General features: G+C 35.1%; 11 protein-coding genes. 1 reads left to right on the forward strand and 10 read right to left on the reverse strand.

The window, feature by feature from the left end; translation table 11 throughout:
- The first annotated feature begins 220 nt into the window (after window positions 1–220).
- The gene (locus tag ACFQ39_RS12125; RefSeq protein ID WP_377180021.1) at window positions 221–1,264 is read left to right on the forward strand and encodes a GntR family transcriptional regulator; all 1,044 of its coding nucleotides are present in this window, start codon (window positions 221–223) and stop codon (window positions 1,262–1,264) included.
- A 21-nt stretch (window positions 1,265–1,285) separates the two neighbouring features.
- Here ACFQ39_RS12125 and ACFQ39_RS12130 read toward each other — a convergent pair whose 3' ends face one another.
- From ACFQ39_RS12130 to ACFQ39_RS12175, 10 genes are all read right to left on the reverse strand, one after another.
- Window positions 1,286–2,446: a lactonase family protein gene (locus ACFQ39_RS12130; RefSeq protein WP_377179275.1), complete on the reverse strand. Its 1,161-nt coding sequence runs from the start codon at window positions 2,444–2,446 to the stop codon at window positions 1,286–1,288.
- Between the two features lie 19 nt (window positions 2,447–2,465).
- Window positions 2,466–3,830 carry a family 43 glycosylhydrolase gene (locus tag ACFQ39_RS12135; RefSeq protein ID WP_377179277.1) on the reverse strand — a complete coding sequence of 455 codons (1,365 nt, stop codon included), beginning with the start codon at window positions 3,828–3,830 and terminating at the stop codon, window positions 2,466–2,468.
- Between the two features lie 43 nt (window positions 3,831–3,873).
- Complete coding sequence (locus ACFQ39_RS12140; protein WP_377179279.1) at window positions 3,874–6,501, reverse strand: glycoside hydrolase family 3 C-terminal domain-containing protein; 2,628 nt, start codon at window positions 6,499–6,501, stop codon at window positions 3,874–3,876.
- A 168-nt stretch (window positions 6,502–6,669) separates the two neighbouring features.
- Window positions 6,670–9,369 carry a family 78 glycoside hydrolase catalytic domain gene (locus ACFQ39_RS12145; RefSeq protein ID WP_377179281.1) on the reverse strand — a complete coding sequence of 900 codons (2,700 nt, stop codon included), beginning with the start codon at window positions 9,367–9,369 and terminating at the stop codon, window positions 6,670–6,672.
- Window positions 9,370–9,484: 115 nt separating this feature from the next.
- Window positions 9,485–11,740, reverse strand: a complete 2,256-nt coding sequence (locus ACFQ39_RS12150) for a glycosyl hydrolase (RefSeq protein WP_377179283.1) — start codon at window positions 11,738–11,740, stop codon at window positions 9,485–9,487.
- A gap of 2 nt (window positions 11,741–11,742) precedes the next feature.
- Window positions 11,743–13,155: a sulfatase gene (locus ACFQ39_RS12155; protein WP_377179285.1), complete on the reverse strand. Its 1,413-nt coding sequence runs from the start codon at window positions 13,153–13,155 to the stop codon at window positions 11,743–11,745.
- Between the two features lie 159 nt (window positions 13,156–13,314).
- Window positions 13,315–14,037 (reverse strand): polysaccharide lyase family 7 protein, encoded by a 723-nt coding sequence (locus tag ACFQ39_RS12160; RefSeq protein ID WP_377179287.1) that lies wholly within the window; start codon window positions 14,035–14,037, stop codon window positions 13,315–13,317.
- 430 nt (window positions 14,038–14,467) lie between these two features.
- A complete protein-coding gene (locus ACFQ39_RS12165) occupies window positions 14,468–16,381 on the reverse strand; it encodes a hypothetical protein (protein ID WP_377179289.1) in 1,914 nt (637 codons plus the stop codon).
- An 85-nt stretch (window positions 16,382–16,466) separates the two neighbouring features.
- Window positions 16,467–18,944: a glycoside hydrolase family 2 TIM barrel-domain containing protein gene (locus tag ACFQ39_RS12170; protein WP_377179291.1), complete on the reverse strand. Its 2,478-nt coding sequence runs from the start codon at window positions 18,942–18,944 to the stop codon at window positions 16,467–16,469.
- Between the two features lie 69 nt (window positions 18,945–19,013).
- Entirely contained in the window at window positions 19,014–20,867 is a 1,854-nt protein-coding gene (locus ACFQ39_RS12175; RefSeq protein ID WP_377179293.1) for a hypothetical protein, read from the reverse strand.
- Window positions 20,868–20,893 lie beyond the last annotated feature (26 nt).

A 20,893-nucleotide genomic window follows, 5' to 3' on the forward strand; every position in this document is an offset into this window, starting at 1 on the left:
TTTTTAAACCAAGTAAAAAAATATTTATGTACGTTCTTACAATTCTGATAGAATGTATAAAAAATCCTGCTAGACATTTTAAATGCCAAAAAATAAATTTAACACTTACACCTTAGAACTCCTATCAGGACAATTGATACCCCTTTTTAGTATTTAGGTGAGCATATATTCTTATATCTTGCAAGTAGAACTAAATCATTTTACTATCGTGAAGATTCTTATGAAGGATTTAAATTATATTCAAATTGATGAAAATTCGAGAACTCCAAAATACAAGCAAATTGTAGATTCATTTATTTACAATATTTCAATTGGTAATCTCAAAATGAATCAAAAGATACCTTCTATAAACGTTTTTAGTGAAGAGTTTTATCTATCTAGAGATACAGTAGAAAAAGCTTATCGTATTTTAAAAGAAAGAAAAATTATTTCTTCTATTCGAGGAAAAGGATTTTACATCACTAGAACCAAATTATTGTCAAAAACAAACGTTTTGTTTTTGATCAATAAACTTAGTACCTATAAAATGAAAATGTATAACTCATTTGTGAGTCAAATGGGTGACAATGCGCATACAGATCTTCATATTTATCATTGCGACAAGGGTGTTTTTCTCAATTTGCTAAACAAAAATCTAAATGCGTATGATTATTATGTCATTATGCCTCATTTTAGAACGGAGGGGTCAAAACATTTGAGTTCTAATGATGAAATTGAAGAAGCCATTAATCAAATTTCAAAGGATAAACTTATTATTCTAGACAATAAAGTTGATGTGCAAGGAGACATCATCATGATTTACCAAGATTTTGAAAATGATATTTACAACGCACTAAAACAAGGCTTAGAAAAAATTAAGACTTATAACAGAATGATTTTGGCATATCCTGAAAATTCACATTATCCTTATCCAAGGAGAATTTTACACGGATTTAGAAAGTTTTGTGTTGAATATTCAATTCCTTTTGATATCATTAATCAAATTGATGAGGAATTAATTCTAAAAGATAAAGACTTGTTTATTACAATTGAAGAATCTGATTTGGTGAATCTTGTTAAACTTTCTCGTGATAGAAACAAAAAAATATCTGAAGACTTAGGAATAATTTCCTATAACGATACGCCGTTAAAAGAACTTTTAGGTATTACAGTTATCTCGACAGATTTTCACGAAATGGGAAAATCAGCCGCCGAAATGGTTTTAAAACATAAAAAAGGAATCACCAAAAATCCTTTCTTGTTTATTGATAGAAATTCGATTTAAAATCAGCAAATACATACTGAATTAATTAGATAAAAAATAGCTAAACATTTTTAGGCTTGCTGGAGCGTTTACTTCTATATCGTTGTTGGTTTTAGTAAGTAAACCGGTTTTGGCATCCCTTTTAAAAACAATAATATTGTTTGTGAATTGGTTCGCCACCAGTAAAAATTTACCACTAGGATCTATTGCAAAGCTTCTAGGATGCTCACCAAAAGTAGGCGTTCTTCCAACCAATTCAAGTCTTCCGCTATTTGCCTCAATAGAAAAAATTACTATTGAATTTTCCTCAGATCCTCTATTTGAAACATATAAAAATTTCCCATCCGGAGAACAATGAATATCAGCAGATTGAAATACTTTGACGCCTTTTTCGTAACACAAAATATTTTGTAAAGAGATCAGATTCCCATTTTCATATTTATATGCCGTAACTGACCCGTTGAGTTCATTCACAGCGTAAACATAGTTTCTTGTTGGATGAAATGTTAAATGTCTCGGGCCACTACCCTTTACTGTTTGGATACTTTCACGCTTTACCAAGGTATTTTTACCCACTTGATCATTCTCAACCTTAAATGAATAAATTTTATCTGTTCCCAAATCCATTACAAAAAGATAATCACCCTTTGGTGAAAAATTAGAAGAATGCACATGAGCTTTGTCCTGACGTGGTTGTAAAACACTGCTTCCTTCAAAAGTAAATAACTCAGTATAAGCACTCAAAGTACCATCTTCTTTGATTGGAAAAAGTGAAATGCCTGCATCTGTATAATTTGAATTGATTAGAAATTCTCCTTTTGGATGTAAATTAATATGCACAGGATTTCTTCCACCCGCCAATTGCTTATTCAAAAATTTAAGATTACCCGTCTCGCTGTCTACATAAAAAGAAGAAACGTATCCTTCTGTTTTTAATTGGGTATCAGTTGCAGCATAGAGATATTTTCCATTTGGAGAAAGTGCTAAAAATGAAGAATTTATCAAGCCGTTTTCTGAATGAACCAGCTCTGAACTTCCATTTTGCTGGTTAAAAGTATATACATGAATCCCGTTACCAATTTCTCCGTTTGTAAAACTACCAACAAAAAGGAAGGTTTCCTTTGTTTTTTGAGAATAAAGTGAAAAACAAACCAAATTCAAAACAAGAACAACTCTCTTTAAACAAAAGGATAAATCAACCATAATGCGCAAATTACTTTTATTATTGGATTAAAAAACTATCTAGATGTAAAAAATCTTTTCCTTTGAATTGTAGATAAATATTTTTAGCCTTATCCAAATTTTTTAAATCACAAGATATCTCCTTGTAATTATCAAATCCACCGGTATTAGGTATTTTACACTTCCCTAGTACTTTGCCATTTTCAATATCTGAGCTGACTGTAATTTCACCATTTTTGTTTGAAGAACATTGAAAAACTATAACCGACTTACCCGCTAAATTGCGAACATTAGGAAAGTACAAAGAACTGTTATTCCCTACTTCCTGTATTTCAAAACCCCCTTTTTTAGATTCTTTTTTCTGAATGTCAGTTGCAGTCATATACCATTCAGCTTCAATTTTTTCCCAATTTGCATCGTACTGGCCAACACCATTAGAAAAATGATTGTCTAAAAAATTTGTATCTGTAACCATTTCTCCATTGTCTTTGTAATGTAAATAAGACAAATAAGATTCTCTGTATCTGGCTACATCTTTTCCCAAATAAAAATGGCACCAAACATGAAAAGTCTGGTTATTCCATTCAAAATAATTTCCGTGTGCCCTTGAATTCAAACCATAATTATCATTACCAGAATTACCTGTTTTTGTATAGGGGCCATACACATTTTTTGAAGTTGCATAATGCGATCCAGCCGATAAATAATAAATTCCATTGTGTTTATGAAGGGTCGGTTTATCATTTCCTTTCAATATCTCCGAATCCCCCAAAATTTCAATTTCACGCGGCTTTTCGGCTAATGAAATCATGTCTTCATTTAGTTTTGCGATACAAAAATAATATGCAGGATCATTGGAACGGTGGTGTCCAAATGCAATATATGCCGACTTTTTCTCATCATCATCTATTAAAATAGTGGGGTCATATTCCTTAATTGGCGTCAAATCTTGTGGCAATAAAGGTTTGCCCAAAGCGTCTTTGAATGGCCCTACGGGTGTATTTCCAACCATAACTCCCGTATCTACATTACCATTTGAAAAATAGAAATAATACTTCCCATTTTTATATTCCGCATCAGTTGCCCAACAACTTTTAGACTCACCCATATAGGTTTCTGTGGGCGAAATCGTTGTTTCCAAATTCCAATGAATCAAATCATCGGATGACCAAATTTTCCAATCGGGCATCACAAAAGTCTGTGCCGTTTTATCTTCATCTCTTGTGGCGTACATATAGGCTTTATTGTTAAAAATACGAATATGCGGGTCGGCCATACCCACATCTGCTACCAAAGGATTTCCCGGTTTAAACTGGGTACTCGACACTTGTGCAAGACATAAATTAAAAGTAAAAAACATCATTACAATCATGCTTCCTTTTTTAAGAATACTTAAATATTTCATATAAATAATTATATATATAGTTTTAATAATAAATTAATTACAATTATTTTTTAATATCAAAATCTCCTCCGACAACCATTACTTTTTGTTCTAAAACACTTTTTGAAAATGAATGGTTTTGATTGGGTTGCATCCCTCCGACGGAAATGTGGACATTGCCCGATCCGACTTGAAATATGTCCTTTTCACTATTGTAGTATGCGAATTGATCGGGTGATAAGATAAATTCAACCTTTTGGGATTCTCCCTTCTTTAAATGAATTCTTTTAAATCCTTGTAAAGAGCGAATGGCAACAGGAAATGGTGCGTCGGTAAGCGAAACATACAATTGAACAACCTCATCGCCGTCGAAATTACCCGTATTTGTTACCTCAACTGAAACTTGAATATTCTCTCCTGCTTTTATTTCTTTTGAAACTAAAAGTTTGTCATAAGTGAAATGTGTATAACTCAAGCCATAACCAAAAGAATACAAAGGTTCTCCGTGAAAATATTTGTATGTCTTACCTTCCATATCATAATTTTCAAAAGGTGGAATTTGATCGATGGATTTATAAAACGTTAATGGCAATCTACCTGCCGGATTATAATCTCCAAAAATGATATCTGCAATTGCCTTGCCTCCAGATTGGCCGGGATACCAAGCTTCTAAAATAGCCGGAATATGTTCATTTTCCCAGTTAAATGCAATGGCGCTTCCATTTAAAAGAACCAAAACGGTTGGTTTTCCAGTATTCATTATTTCTTTCATCAATGCAGTTTGAATTTCTGGAAGCTTTACATCAAGCTTATCACCTTTATCAAATCCTTCTACTTTCACCTTCATTTCTTCTCCTTCCAAAGATGGACTTAGTCCCATACATAAAATAACCAAATCTGAACTATTCGCCAAGTCTACAGCTTCTTGCACTAGGTTATCTTTAGGGGGGCACCACAATAACTGCATCATAGGGTATGATGAGTTATCTTGAACGTACCTTATTTTTATAGGGTAGGTTTTCCCCGCTTTAAGCTTAAAATATCCGTAATCCTTTCTAGGACGATGTTCCCCTTTTAGATTAATAATAGATGAATCATTCACAAACAATTCAAAACCCGAAAACCCTTCTGCGCCTATGGCATATTCTCCACTTTTGTCTGGTCTTAAAACCCCATCCCATTCTACCGAAAAATGATCGTAATCCAATTCAGGTAAAGGTGCTTTATCTTTCCAAATAAAATCAATCCTACTCTCTATTTTCGAAAGAATTGGCTCACCTTTCCATTCAGAATTATTGTAATATTTGGCCTTTAGCCCTTGTGTTATTGTGCTTGAGTCTGTGAACAAATATTCTGAAGGAATTAATTCTAAATAAGGTAATTTTGGTGCTAATTCACAACCCTGCGCAAAACTTACTTCTGTATTTGGTAATTTTTCGCGAATACCCTGAAGCGGTGTTATAGGATTAGAGGGGTACCCATTGTAATTTGCCAATAATACTTCCAAATTATCTGCATTGGGACCGATAACTGCTACCTTATTTAATTCTTTCGAAAAAGGTAGAATTCCATCATTTTTTAAAAGCACCATTGATTTTCTTGCAGCTTCTTCGGCTATTGCCTGATGAGCTTTACTATCTACGACATCCATAGAGATATTAGAAAAAGCTACCAAATGATTAGGATCAAATTGCCCAAGCTTCATTCTTGCGAGCAACAATCTTCTCACAGAGACATCTAATTCTGCTTCAGATATCAAACCCTGCTCAACTGCTTTTGTCAAAGCCGGATAAGTGTTTCCACAATTTAAATCTGTACCAGATTTTACAGCCAAAGCAGCTGCTTCTTCCGGAGAATTTACCACTTCATGGGCATCTTTTTTATGAAAATCGCGAATGGCTCCACAATCAGAAACCACGTAACCTTTAAATCTCCATTCATTTCTTAATAAATTATCTAAAACCGGACTTCCACAACAGGGTTCGCCACGAAAGCGATTATAGGCACACATCACAGAATAAACATGTGCTACTTGAACTGCTTTTTTAAAATGAGGTGTATAAGTTTCTGCCATATCTCGGTTAGACGGATATACATCAAAAGAATGCCTACTCGATTCTGGACCACTGTGCACCACAAAGTGCTTGGCAGTTGCTACCAATTTTAAATACTTTTTATCCTCGCCTTGTAAACCTTTAATAAAAGGAACTGCCAATTCCCCTGTTAAATAAGGGTCTTCACCATAAGTTTCCATACCTCTACCCCACCTAGGGTCTCGAAAAATGTTGATGTTAGGCGTCCAATATGTCAAGCCTTGATAAATTCCTCGCTTTCCTTTTGCAGCATAGTCGTGGTGCTTTGCTCTTGCCTCATCAGAAATGGCATTTGCAATTTGAAACATTTCTTCTTTATCCCACATAGCGGCCATACCAATGGCCTGAGGGAAAACGGTCGCTGTACCAGATCTTGCTACACCGTGCAGACACTCATTCCAATAATTATGTTCCGGAATATTTAGTCTATCAATTGCAGGTGATTTATACTGTAAAAGCAAAATTTTTTCATCAATAGTTAACTGTTCTAATAAAGCTTCTGTTCTTTCTTCAAAGGATAGAGAAGTGTTTAAATAGGGCTCCTCTGATTTTTTACAACTCGACCATAGAAAAAATAAAGTCGAAAACAAAAAAGTCATTTTTACAAGCCTGGCATTGAGGATGCTACATTTAATTTTGTTTTTACCCAAGATAAGGAGGTTTTTAATCATCATATATTATTCTGTTGAATTGTATCTTTCTCTTTACGATTATTGAAATTTAAAATCACCTATTCATGCTAAACTATTAGTAAAAACTGTTCTTGCTCAGGGCATTTTTACAGTAAAACTATAGTCTCCGCATCCTACCTCAATCGTGGCGATATCATCGGTTTTTTTAATCAGTTTGATATTGTTATTATTTGAAATTGATACCCCATCCAATTGAACTTCGTTCTCTTTGTTGCATGGTATTTGAACTTCAGCTTTTGTATTTGGCGGTATAGTAATCTCTAATTTAAAGATTTCGTTTTCAAGTTCCCACGAAGATTTAATAATACCAAAAGGCGAATTATAGCTTCCACTCGCTGATGTTAATCCACCGCCGACCAAAGGAGCAATTCTAATTTTTTTATAGCCGGGTTCTAAAGGTGCTATTCCCGCAATTCTTTCATACATCCATTGGCCTATTGCGCCATATGCATAATGGTTTAAACTATTCATTCTTTCTTTGCTAAAGCCTTCTGTTTTACTATAACTGTTCCAGCGCTCCCAAATGGTTGTAGCGCCTTGGTTAATAGAATAAAACCATGATGGGTAAGTTTCATTTAACAGCAACGTAAACATAACATCGCTTCTTCCTATTTTATCTAATACTTTCGAAAGTAATGGAGTCCCTAAAAAGCCAGTGCGCAAATGATCATCTGCCTCTTTAATTTTTTCCAACAAATGTGGAATTGCCTTTTGTTCCATTTCATCTGATAACAAGCCGAAACCAATGGCCATTAAATAGCCGGTTTGCGTACCCTTGTCATTTTTTATTCTTCCTGTTTCGTCGAAAAACTCTTTTTGAAAAGCATTTTGAATGGAAGAGAATAGTATCTTAAACTCTTGTTCTTCTTTGTTCTTACCCAAAACTTCAGCAGTCTGCTGTGCCAATTTCGTAACATGAGCAAAATAGGCTGTGCTTATATAATTCATTGGCGTATCACCAAATCGAGATTCCTTTTGTTCATTTTCTCGCGCATATGGTTGTAACCAATCAGAAAATGAATTCATATGTGAAATATAGTTAGTAGTTTCGGATTCATGAAAATTGATCCAATTTTTCATCATGTCAAAATTCTCTTCAAGTATCTCAAGATCTCCTGTGCGATAATAAATTTCCCAAGGAATCACCACTGCAGCATCTCCCCAACCAGAACTTACTTTATCATTTTTTAAGACATCAGGAACTACAAAGGGTATTCCCCCATTATCAAATTGTGACTCTCGTAAACTCTGCAACCAACTTGCCCAAAAAGCATGTACATCTGCATTAAATATAGACGTAGGAGCAAAAACTTGCGCGTCGCCTGTCCAACCCAAACGCTCATCACGCTGCGGGCAATCTGTTGGAATATCAAAAAAGTTTCCTCGCAAACCCCAAATAATATTGCTTTGAAGTTGATTTAACTTTTCATGAGAAGAAGTAAAATTGCCTTGATTCTTAAAGTTAGAATATTGAACTAAACCAGTTACCCAATCTTTTGTTGGTACTTTTGAAGTGTCGTACCCGCTTAATTCTACATAACGAAAACCGTGAAAAGTAAATTTTGGTGACCATTCTATGGTTTTACTTTCAGAAGCAATATAGTAATCTGTAGAATGCGCTGAGCGATAATTTTCCGTAAAAAAACTTCCATCCGGCGATAACATTTCAGCAAATCTTATGATGAGCGTATCTCCTTTTTTTACAGGCACTTTTAATAAAGGAACACCAACCATATTTTGTTTTAAATCGAAAATCGCGCTAAAGTCTGAGTTCTTTATTACTTCTTGACTAGGAAGTATTTGCATTTGTTTTACATTAGAATGTCTTTTGGGCTCTAATTTTACCCCGGTTTCAATAGAATCAACTTCAACCGTGTTCCAATTTCTGTCATCAAAAGTATTACTTGTCCAATTTGGAATTTCTAAATTGGCATCGTAAATCTCTCCATCATAAATTTCAGAAAAGCGTATTGGACCATTGGTTGTTCCTACCCAAGTGTCATCTGACAAAATAGTTTCTTTGGAACCATCAGCCATTAAAATTTCCAATTGGCATAAAATTTTAGGTGACTTTGAATTAGCCCAAATCGATTTATTCCATCCTAATCTTCCAGAGTGCCAACCTGGAGCCAATTCAAAACTAAGGGTGTTTTGGCCAGATGCAACAAAACTTGTCACATCATAGGTTATGGTTTCTATACGTTTGTTGTAAGGCGTCCAACCTGGAGGCATCACATCGTCACTTATATTTTTACCATTTAACCATGCATCAAAAACACCCTTAGCAGTAACATACAAACGGGCAGAAACCACATCTGATGATAATTCAAAGTTCTTTCTAAGGTATTGCGGTCTATGGGTAACTACCCCCGTTCTTCCTTTAATGCTATCACTTGCTGTGGCTAATCCAGTCCATTTGGCCTTCCAATCAGAATTGGATAATAAACCCAATTCAAAATGATTTACTTCACTCCAATTTGATTGTTTCTCTTCTTCATTCCAATATCTAATTTGCCAGTATACTTTTTGACGAGATATTAAAGATTTACCAGCGTAATTTATATACGTGGATTGATTGCTCAACTGCTTTTCAGAATTCCATAAATCAGGATTATCAGGCAAAAGTTTTGGATCTGTGGCGGCAACAATTTGGTAGGCAGTTTGTTGGTTTGCCATTGATGAAATCGGTAATTTCCAAGAAAATGTTGGTGTTGCATCATAAAACCCAATTGGGTTCTCAAATCCTTCTGAAACCGAAAGGGTTTCTGGAGCCATTATACCTTTTTTATTACAAGATATTGTTACCCATATAAGTAAAAAAGCTACTAGTAAATATTTCAAATGAATTTTCATAAACTTTGTTTGAAAGGTTTAGCAATATTTAATTTTTTTAAGAACTCACATAAAAAACAGATGCTACAGGTTCAAGTCTCAGCTTAAATTTTGTATAATCTTGGTTATTTGTTTTGATATATTCTAACTTTATATCTTTATTAATTTCACCATTGTGAGGATTCCACTGTTCAAGTTTTAAAATTCCTTTTACGCAGACTTCGGTTTGTATGACCTCATCACTGGAATTTGAAAAATAAAAGATATTCTTTCCATCTTTTATCTTGTGTATATAGGAAAACTTGCCAAAGTCACTTTTCAACTTTGGGTTAGATAAAAACCATACATCAGCAGGGTTGGTATATTTTTCAAGTATTTGCTCTAAAACTTCTGAACTAAGTTTAGGAATAAAAATAGCGTTGCCTCCCTTTTGATTTTGATGATGAGATACCTCAGTCAATTTATTCTGATTTAACGGGTCTATTTTAAACATCCCTTTTATCATTTCAATAATTTTAGCATCGTTCCCCAATTCAGTTGATTTGAAGGGCAATTGGGTAGTTGAAATAAGGGTACCTCCATTTTCATAAAATAATTTCAACTTTTCCAATGTTCGATAGGATATTATATTGCACCCAGAAATTATAATTGTATTGTAAACCTGAAAGTTTTCTTTGTTATCTAGTTTTAGTGATCCATCCTGAACAACATATTTTTCATCCAATAAAAATTCGGGATGCACAAATGTAAAATCTCGTCTTATTTCATTTGTCAGTATCCCACTAATTTTTTGATAATCTGTCTCAGGAGACACAAAAAACCCCTGTCTTGGATTTTCCTCTGCTTCAAATCTATACCATCCTGCTAGACTTTCAAATGGATAGAGCAATCCTATTTCAGATATTCTTCGCCCTCCACGCAATAACATGGCACTTCGACCAACAAAATCAGAATATGTAGGCAGTTCGCCAGCTATTTTATCATTATAAGGAGAAACTAAGGGTGGTATATAAACATGCTCTGGATTATACCATAAACCATGAGGAATAACCATATTAACACCTCGTACAAATAGATCCATCATAGGCCTGTAAAGCATGTTAGAATCAAAAATTGAATCTCTATAAGCCCCGTAAATCTCGGTTGAAACAAGTGGTTTGTCATAATAATCTGCAGCAGAACTTATCAACTTGTGACCATTTTGTCCAAATTGATAACGAATGATCGCATCCGTAAGCGGGATAGCCGTATGCCTAAAAAACTTAAAAATATCGCCATTCATATCAATTGGCGTTGGATCATAATTACCTGGAGGATGTCCTGTATCTTTAACTTGATGTTTTTTGGCCCAATCTGCTGCGAGTTTAGGAAATCCTTCTGCAAGTAATTCGGCTCTTGTTAAATAGAAGGCATAACGTATTGCTTCCGTATCAGGACCAATATGATACCATAAGGCTGGATAGTATGGTTCCGGATCAAACCCGTTAAGTTCTTTAAACTTTTCATTGAACTTACTTGTCCATGTTCTTGGAAATTTCCAAAAACCTACATCATCAAAAAAAGTTGTTTTAATCGTATTCCCAAAATAAGAGCCAAAACGATTGTAGTATTCATCATAAGTATGATTGATCATTTTACGAACCGCAAGCGTATCTAAAATATCAACAATTAAATACTTCTTATGACTATTTTCTGTGATTAATGGAAAATACATAATCTTCCATTCTCCTTCTGGAACCACCCATTTTAGTATACCGTTTTTAATAAATGGTTTTAAATCTATACGTTCCAAACTTTTTGTGTTCATGGCAGCAACAGACATCAACACATCATGAGATACATGGTCACTCAGAACCGCTGGTCCTTGAAGGGTTTTTTCTATTTTATCAATTCGTTTCCTGCAGTATTCCGGATATTTTTCCTGCATAATTCCACCTGCCATTCCACTAGGAAAATCGTTGTCATCATACAAAATAACTTCCATATCTAACTCCTTCGCTGTAGTCAAAACATCTTGAAATCTATCGAAATAAGATTCAGTTAAGAATTTAGGTGTGGTTCCCTGTCTTTCATTTTTTGAGGCAAGAGGCAACAAACTAATGCCCGAAAATCCTGCTAATTCTTTGGCATCCTTCATTTGTTCTCTAATGCCTTCAGTCGTTAGCTCACCATTAATGTGCCAAAAGGGCATGGGCTTAAACTGTTTTGGAGGATTTAAAAAATCTTTCTCTAATTGGTTAGGTCCTGCGCAAGCAAACAAGACAAAAAATACAATAATGCTATAAACCTTGGATGTAAACTTAAAGAATTTCATACCTAATGATTATTGCCAATTAGTAACCCGTTCACTCTTTCTTTTTGCTCGATAAAATACGGCTCAAAAGAATAAGATGAATATTTGTTCCATTTATTGTTCGTTATTGGTAATAACAAAGCTAATTTTTCCTTTTCTTTTTGATACTGAGGCGTGTTTGCCAAATTCACAAACTCGTTAGGATCTTTTTGTTTATCATACAATTCTTCAGAACCATCTTCATATTTTATATATCTATAATTTATGGTTCGAACACTATGATTGTTCCAACCATAGGTTGTAATAGCACTCAACTTTTCCCCGTTGTATTGATCTTTCATCAATGGAGTGAGGCTTATTCCTTCGTTATGATCGTTTTTTGGCAATTTACATAGGTCTAAAAGGGTTGGGTAAATTGAAAGTAATTCTACAGGAGCATTTATCTTTTTGTTTTTTGTAATTCCTGGACCGCTAAAAATAAGTGGAGCCCTTGTGGCTTCTTCCCAAAGTGCTTGTTTAGCAAATGTCCCTTTCTCTCCAACGCGATATCCATGGTCAGACCATAAAACCACTATGGTATTATCTGCGTACTGACTATTTTTTAAAGCATCTAAAACAACACCGATTTGATGGTCTACAAAACTAACACAGGCCAAATATGCCTGTATAATTTTTTTCCAGTTATCCGTTTCAATCGCCCAATCTGTTGTGGGCATCATGGCAAGTTTCGAGATGTGATTTTTAGCGATCTCAGGAACATCATCCATATCGTTTACTAAGTATGGTGGTACTACAATCTTTTCTAAAGGATACATATCGAACCACTTCTGCGGCACATGCAAAGGAACATGAGGTTTCAAAAATCCAACTGCAAGGAAAAAGGGTTTTTCAGTTATTTCTTTTTCAATCTGATTCTTTGCCCAATTTGCAGCCTTAAAATCAGAAACCAATGAATCTTGATCAGGGAAAGCGCCCCAATCAGTATTTGTTCTTGGTCCTTCGTTTTTATTTCCAGGACGGTATCCTTGCCATGCCATTCTTTGTTTTGGGGCAGGTCCAAAATTATTATTCGGCTTTTCGCCTACAAATCTTCCCGGTCCTTTAAAAAGATCTTTTGGAGCATAGGTGTGAAATATTTTTCCAACGCCTAGTACGTCGTAGCCGTTGTTCTTAAAAACCTCTGGTAAAAAAACCACCGATTTGGTAAGTGGATCATTCGTTCGAATAGAATCATCTTTAATCATACCATATATTCCAGTTGTAGATGGCCTCAACCCAGTCATAATTGAGGCTCTCGAAGGCCCACAAAGTGGTGTTTGACAATGTGCATTGATAAACGCTACACCACTTTCAGCGAGTTTATCAATGTTCGGCGTGATCGCATTTGGATCTCCGAGATAGCCCAAATAACTATTCAAATCATCTACAGAAATCATTAAAACATTAAGGGGCTTGTTATTCTCAATTGAAATAGATTTTTTTTCCTTTGTACAGGATAAAGGAAGCAATAAAAAGCATGTTATTATTAAAACTGAATTTAGCCTCATTGTTAAAAATATGGGTTTAACACACAATTGTAAATAGAGAAATCACTATTAATTTCTCGAAATTTCTGTCACTGTATTACTTAGGTTTTGTTTCATTTTTTCATTCGAATATACTCCCCATCTAAAATGGTACAATGCATCTACATTATTATTGATACTCTCTTCTGTTGTTCCTGTAAATTTCAATGCTTCATTAAAATACACTTCAAAATCTTCACCATTTGTTCTTATTTTAACCTTAAATTTCTTTTGTCCATCTGCCCAATCTTCATCACTTGAAATAAGCACGTTACCATTTGAGCGTGAGCCTGCATGTATTCTTCCATTTGTTTTGACTTCAATACGAAGCTGGGGTCCGCAGCAACCAGCAAAAAGCTGGGCAATTGTATAAGTAATATCTAACTTGTTACTCAATTTCATTGTGGCTTCAAAATTATGCCAGGTAGTCCCTGCTCTAAACTTTAGACCCTGACCAGCTTCTGTTCTGGCATGCTTTCTTTCGCCGTTAAATTCATCTCCTTCAAACAACTTGAAAACTTGTTTTCCATGACTTTCTTCATACCATTTTTTTACTTTGTTGAAGTCTTTTCTTTCAACATCAGCATCTACTACGGTAAATAAATTAAATGGATCAGGAATACCGGTCGGAGGTGTTAAAGATATTGTTTCAGATGGTTCAACAATTTCTGATTCTAGCTCGCCAGAATCACTGCAACTTTTTAACGGAATGATTAATGAAAAAAACAAAATAGCAAGAATGGTCTTGTACATTTAGATCATTTTAAAATATGGCATTATATAATAATTTGCTCAATACAAAAATGCTTCCCAATAGTACTAAATCCAATAAAAGAATCTATCCTGCACTATCATGGCAGAAATGATCAAACCTCTATAAATAAAATGCACAAGATTTATTTATCGATTGCCATGCGTAAAAGTTTATTACCTATGTTGATTAGTTATTCCAACAGAACGAAAAGGAAAACAAATAATGTATTTGGCAAAATATTGATTAAAAAACAAACCATCCATAGCTCGATTATCAATATTCTGATTAGAAAATTTTTCTTTCCTCTTAGATTAAATTTGCCTAAGCCAGATTCTAAGACAAAATCATAGATTATGTTTTTAGTATATTTCATTTACTTTTCACCGTTGCTGCCTAATACTGAAATTACTAAAGGAGTTAGATATTTTTCTAAGAAGGATTTTTATCTACTGTGATCTTACAAATAATTTCTTCCGAACTGAATTCTACATAAATAGGTATGGCTTCAAATCCGGGAACCATATTAAAAACCCTATCTTTCTTAGTATTCATAATTGCAATTGGCACGTTGGTTTCTAATGTGATTATTCCTTTTTCTTTTACAATCTCAATTCTATTCGGTTTTATATGCAGTACTTTTTCTCCAGTAGCAGAAATAATTGGAAGTACCAATCTACCATCCTCTTGTCCAAAGGGTTTTTTAGCCTTGATAATAGCAGCATCTTTGTTCAAAAGGTAGTTTAACTGATACATCCCTCCACTTTTTTCATGATCTCTATTGGTCAATTGGGTGTTTATTTCAAACCTCAACTCATTCTTTTTTGTAATTGCTTTAACCTCTGCCTCTAAATCAAATATATTACTAAACAATTTTCCATTTTTTCGACACTCAATCCTTGGTGTTAAGGGAATATCTTCTCCATCCGGTTGCTCTTGCTGGTTATTCACTTCTACCAAAATAAATTCAGCCATACTCGCTGTGAATACAGGACCAACTAGTTCATGCCACAGAACAGCTAAAGCCCCTCCTGTCGCTGCATAAGAATATTTTATTTTATAAACCTGATCATAAGAGGAAACTGTGGCCCGCCAAGGACCTTTTGCCGCCAACCAAACATCGAGTTCTGGAAAATGCTTGACACCATTGCTTATCGCTCTAGGAATAGGGCTATTTTTTGTGAGTTTCCTGGTTTTTTCAGGATGATTTAACAAAAATGCTAAATTCTTTGCATGAGCAAATGTGTGATGTATACATGGTTTTACACCATGCGTTTTATAATGCAATCCCCCTGCTAAAAGACCATTAACAGTGCATTTTTCTAGTAATTCTGTATGTAAAACAACTGAGGTTGCAAATGCAGGGTTCCTATCAGCGAGCAATGTGAAAGCGGGTTGAGAACCGTCGCAGGTTCTACTTCCCCAATATGTCCATTTGTTTTGTCGTGTTCCCCAACTATTATCCCAGCCTCCATCAGGAAGCATAAATTCAAGATGTCCTTTTAATGAATTGGTTAATATTTGCAGTAGCTCTTCATCTTTTTCTAACACAGCATATTGAACAACCCCGTTTAGAGTTTCTTCAACATTATAACCTAAATCAATTGGCATTAATCCTTTTGCGCTAGGTTCATTGGCGGGTTTATCTTCACCAAAAAGCAATTTATTGGGTTCTGTTAACCACTTCGGTATTTCATTGGCCAACACCTTACTTCGATCAATATATTCTTGATTTTCAAAAAATCGTCCCAAAAAATTTAGCGCATAGATAGCTGTAAATGCATAATTTATATGACTGTACTCTATCGTGAAATTTTTAAAAATAAAATCGGCCGATTTTTCCAATCGAAGTGTCCAACTTTCTTTAATGTCTGGTGTCAGAACATGTCCGTGATGATATAGAGCTTCTCCTAAAGCAATAGCGCCAAAAACAGTAATTCCCTTCCAAGAATTCTGATCTGGAATAACGGTCCAACTGCCATCTGGCATGGATACATTTTCTGACCATTTCATGACATTTATTGCCGCGTCTAAATATTTTTGCTCGCCAGTTTGATCGGCCATATACATAAAAGGATAGACCGCATCCATGCATCGACCGTGAATTTTTTCACAAGCATGGCAATACAAAGCACCATGGGTTTCAATTTCTTCGGGAGCAACAATTTGGTCTCTTATCATGGCATCGCACCAAACAGTTAATAAGTTTAAAACCTTTTGTTCAAAATCAGATTGGCTCAAAACAGGTTTAAAATCTTTATTCTGATTGTTTTTACAGGCGTAAAACGGCAAAAACAAACTTAGAGTTCCGGAGGCACTGAGGTAAATAAAATGGTTTCTTTTCAAAATATATTCTTAAGTGTTTTTATGTTCTACATCTATGTAAAGAAATCAAAAGCAATAAAGCAGATAATTTCACAGTTCAATTTACTTATGCACTCAACTTACTTAAAATAAAAACTTCACCAGTCTCCAAACCTTCAGATCTGACATTAACCTTAATTTTCCCGGGCTCTTTGGTGGTTTGTAAAATCAACAAACATTTGCCATTAAAGGCATTTCTCTGGTTTATTTTGTTTGAAGCCAGGTCTAAGGGGTCACCATTTTCTACACCTATATTATTTGCAGGACCTTCAATCTCAAATTTGATAAGGTTATCTGCATATGGTACGAAATTCCCATTTTCATCCAATATATTAACCTCTAAATGAACGCAACTCACGCCATCAGCCAAAACTTCACTTTTATCTGTAATCACTTCTACTTTGAAAGCTTTTTTTGCCGTGTGATATGTTTGTTCTGACACTACTCTACCCTCATTTTTACCGAGGGCTTTTATCGTTCCAGAAATGTAGGGTACATCCCATGATAGATTCAATTTACCCTTATTTGACTTTGTTCCTAAAGATTTTTCATTTAAAAACAACTCTACTTCATCACAATTAGAATAGGTCCAAACCGGAATTGTTTGGCCTTCTTTTCCAGGCCATGTCCAATGAGGAAGGATGTGGACCATTGGCTCATCGGTCCACTGGCTTTTGTAAAAATAATAAGTATCCTTAGGAAAACCGCACAAATCAATTATCCCAAAATTAAAAAAGCGGGATGGCCAACCTTTTATAGCTTCACCTAAATAGTCAAATCCTGTCCAACGAAATTCTCCAGAAACATAGGGTAAACTATCGGTCCTTCTCCAAGAGTCACGTGCTGATATACGCACACTAGAATTGTCATAAGAAGATGAATAAAAGCCAGAAAACTCAGGAAAAACCTCTACTTCAGTTAAATTTGGCACAGGAATTCCTTGTTGTGGACTTCTCATTTCAGTAATTGTTTTATACACACCTCTAGTTTGAAATGAATGTGGAATTTCGGTCGCGATAAATTTCCTGTTTGGATAAACAGCTTTATCCTTCTCATAAAACACAGAACCTCCACCACCATTATAGCCTGCAACGTCCAGCAATTCTGAAAATCCGGAATCATTTGCCAAATGCATAAAACAACAACCAGCGGTTACAGGTCGTGTATTATCTAAATCATGTACTAATTTCAATAAAGGTTTTAAACGTTCGGGTCCCTCAGGATAGCATTGATCTGGAATTTCATTGCCAAGACTCCACATAATTATAGATGGATGGTTACGATCTCTTAATATAACGCTAGTCAGGTCTTTTTTTGCCCATTTTTCAAAATCGAGATGATAACCAAAATCCACTTTTCCTCTATTTTTGTATTCTACCCAGGGCCATGAAGCAACCCATTCATCAAACATTTCATCCATTACCATAAAGCCCATCTCATCGCACATTTTGTAAAATTCTGGGGAAAACGGATTGTGCGCAGTCCTAATGGCATTGCAGCCCATTTCTTTTAAAATTTCCAACCTGCGTCGCAAAACATCATCTGGAACTGCGGCTCCTACCGCACCAGCATCATGATGGTTATTCACCCCCTTAATTTTTATGTTTTTATCATTCAACCAAAATCCTGTTTCTGCCTCAAACCGAATACTTCTTATGCCAAAAGAAGTTTGATTTACATCAAAAACCTTATTACCTTTTATAATTGTACTAACTAATTTATACAAATGGGGAGATTCTGGAGACCATAATTTTGGATTGATAACTTGTGCGCTTTGACTAAGTTTTAATGTGTCTTGAGACTCAACCAACCCAGCAACTTTGGCATTTGACACCAATTTCATGTTCATATCATAAATTTCGAATAGTACCTCAACATTTTCCGATTTGCTATCATGATTCATGATTGATGTTTCAATAGTTATATCGGCACTTGCCTCAGAAATGTTTTTAGAGGTAATAAATGTCCCCCAAAGAGGCACTGATAATTTGTTCTTTGCCTGAATCCAAACATTTCTATAAATCCCACTTCCGGTGTACCATCTAGAATTAGGTTGTTTCGAGTTATCCACTTTAACTAAAATACTGTTTTGACCTTCTATCAAATACGGCGTTAAATCATAGGAAAACCCTACATAGCCATTTGGTCTTTTACCTAAATAATGATCGTTAATCCACACTTCACTATTTTTGTGAACACCGTCAAAAATGATTGAAACCATTTTATTTTTCCATGCCTTACTAAACTCAAACGATTTTTTATACCAACCAAGTCCACCGGGAAAGTATCCACCAAAATGACCTGATGGATTGTCTTTAGAAATTTTCCCTTCAATACTCCAATCATGTGGTAAATGCAAGGATTTCCATTTAGCTTCAGGCAATTCGCCTAGCGATACCTCCTCATTTTCTTGAAGGTAGAATTGCCAATTGTCATTAAAAAGTGTTTTCTGATTTTGTGTTTCTTGGTTGGTTTGGGTTTTACAATTGAAGCAAAACAATGCAATTACCATACATATTAAGAAAACTGACATTTTTGATTTCATAAAGTAAATCTTTTAATTCTTGATTTTTGTGCTGAAATTCAAGTACATGGAATTATAGACTTGCCCATTTTAAATCTCCTCAGGGATAGTTCCAACATCGATGCTCTTGTGGTATTTTTTATTTTCAACATTGAGTCGATTCTGAACCCAGCGGTATTCTCCCATGAATTTTAATTGGTCTTCGATTAGCAAATAGGTTAGCGCCGTTTTTCCCAAGCGGTCCTGCACTTGCTGATAATAAAGACTGACTGGTTTTTCTAGCTTCGCATTTTTTTTAATACTTCCAGAGCCGATGAGCCAAGATATTCCCCCCGGTGGTGCTTCAACAAAAAACTCTGGTGCAACACAATTGTAAAAACAGGTTTGGGTGCCTGCCCAACCATGACCAGTTCCAGATTTTCCGCGATAACGAGATTCCATCGGTTTTTCAGAGGTAATATTATCATACAAATTCCCAACAGCGTATCGATGGTGAGGACCAGAATTTTGCTTAGAGTCAAAACCAATACAATCTACAAAGACATTAGGACCCTGCGTCTTTTCCTGATTCACAAATTCGTGCCTACCCTCAAAAGTTATGCATCTTTGCACCAAATTTAACTGACCGTTAATCATAAATGGATATCTTCGACCTCCATCAATTTTTGATGCATGCCCGAGATTAACACAGTCTTGAATAGTCGCTTTTTTCCCTTTGGCAGAAACAAGCGACCAGCCGAAATAATTGCCAGTTATGTCTCTTACCCATGTGTTTTCGGTATTTTCGTTTAACACAATTCCATTCCAGGCATGTTGTTCAGCCTTTATTTGCTCCTCGGGTGCACCGTAAGGATGACCTGAAACAGGCTCGCTAAATTCAGATATTAGTCGTAAGTTTTCTATACCTACTTCGCTTATCCTTGTAGGAGTTTTGAAGTGAAAAATACCACCACCGCCAAATTTGGCATCCAAAGTATGCACAATAGGTGCATCGATCGTAATTTGGTTGGCTTTTACATGAGTAATCTGGCGTTCAAAATACAAATCGTATTCTCCGGCTTCCCATTGTCGGGTAAAATCGAATGACTTTCCATCCTCAGAAATCGGAATACGTTTTTGAAACTCTTCCCAAGTTTCATTTTTATTTTTTAAGATTGAGTAATGCGAATCATAACCAAGTCTTTGATAATAAAACCCTGCTTTCTTAAATTTAGATTGATTATCAGATGATTTTTCTTTAACCCATTGTATGTCTCTAATTCCTGCCCACCTAGATTCTATTGTATCACATCCTATTTCGGTTATCCAATTTTTTGTTGAAGGTCTAAATACCACAATGCGGTCTCCAATTTTAAAACTTGTTGCTGATTTAACCTTAAAAGTATGCGTTCCTATGGGTACAAAATCGTCTTCAATTTCTTGAAAAGAAGATTTATCTAGTTGAATTTTGTCGTCGTTTCCAACCTGAATGAATGTACGTTTGTACTTCACATCTCCATAACCCTTGGCGATCAAAATGGTTCCATCTGGACCGTTACCTTCACCCCGAAGTACAATACCACTTTGGTTTATAGCTATAACACCTTCCACATGATAAACACCTTTCTTTAGCAAAAGTGCTCCACGATGACCATTTTTGTCTAGTGGAAAATTACCAAGTATATCTAATGCATTCTGAATATTATGTGTATTATCTCCTTCTATTGGACCAATAGTAATTTTTACAGGAAGTGTTGGTAATGCTTTTTCGCCTGCCTGATAGCCAACATAAGAAAAATCAGGCAGAGAGTTCCCTTTTTCATCTTGCTTGTAAACCAAAATACCTGCAACATTAAACTCAAAAAACTTGTTTTTTTCGCTTTCAGAAGTGGCTTGTGCATACAGATTACTAGGCACATAAGAAGCCGTAAAAAAGGTTAATAGGTAAATCAGTGTTTTGATCATGTCATGAATTAATTTTGACTTTCAAT

This window comes from Namhaeicola litoreus (assembly GCF_042679565.1).
GTDB classification, from domain to species: Bacteria; Bacteroidota; Bacteroidia; order Flavobacteriales; family Flavobacteriaceae; genus Namhaeicola; species Namhaeicola litoreus.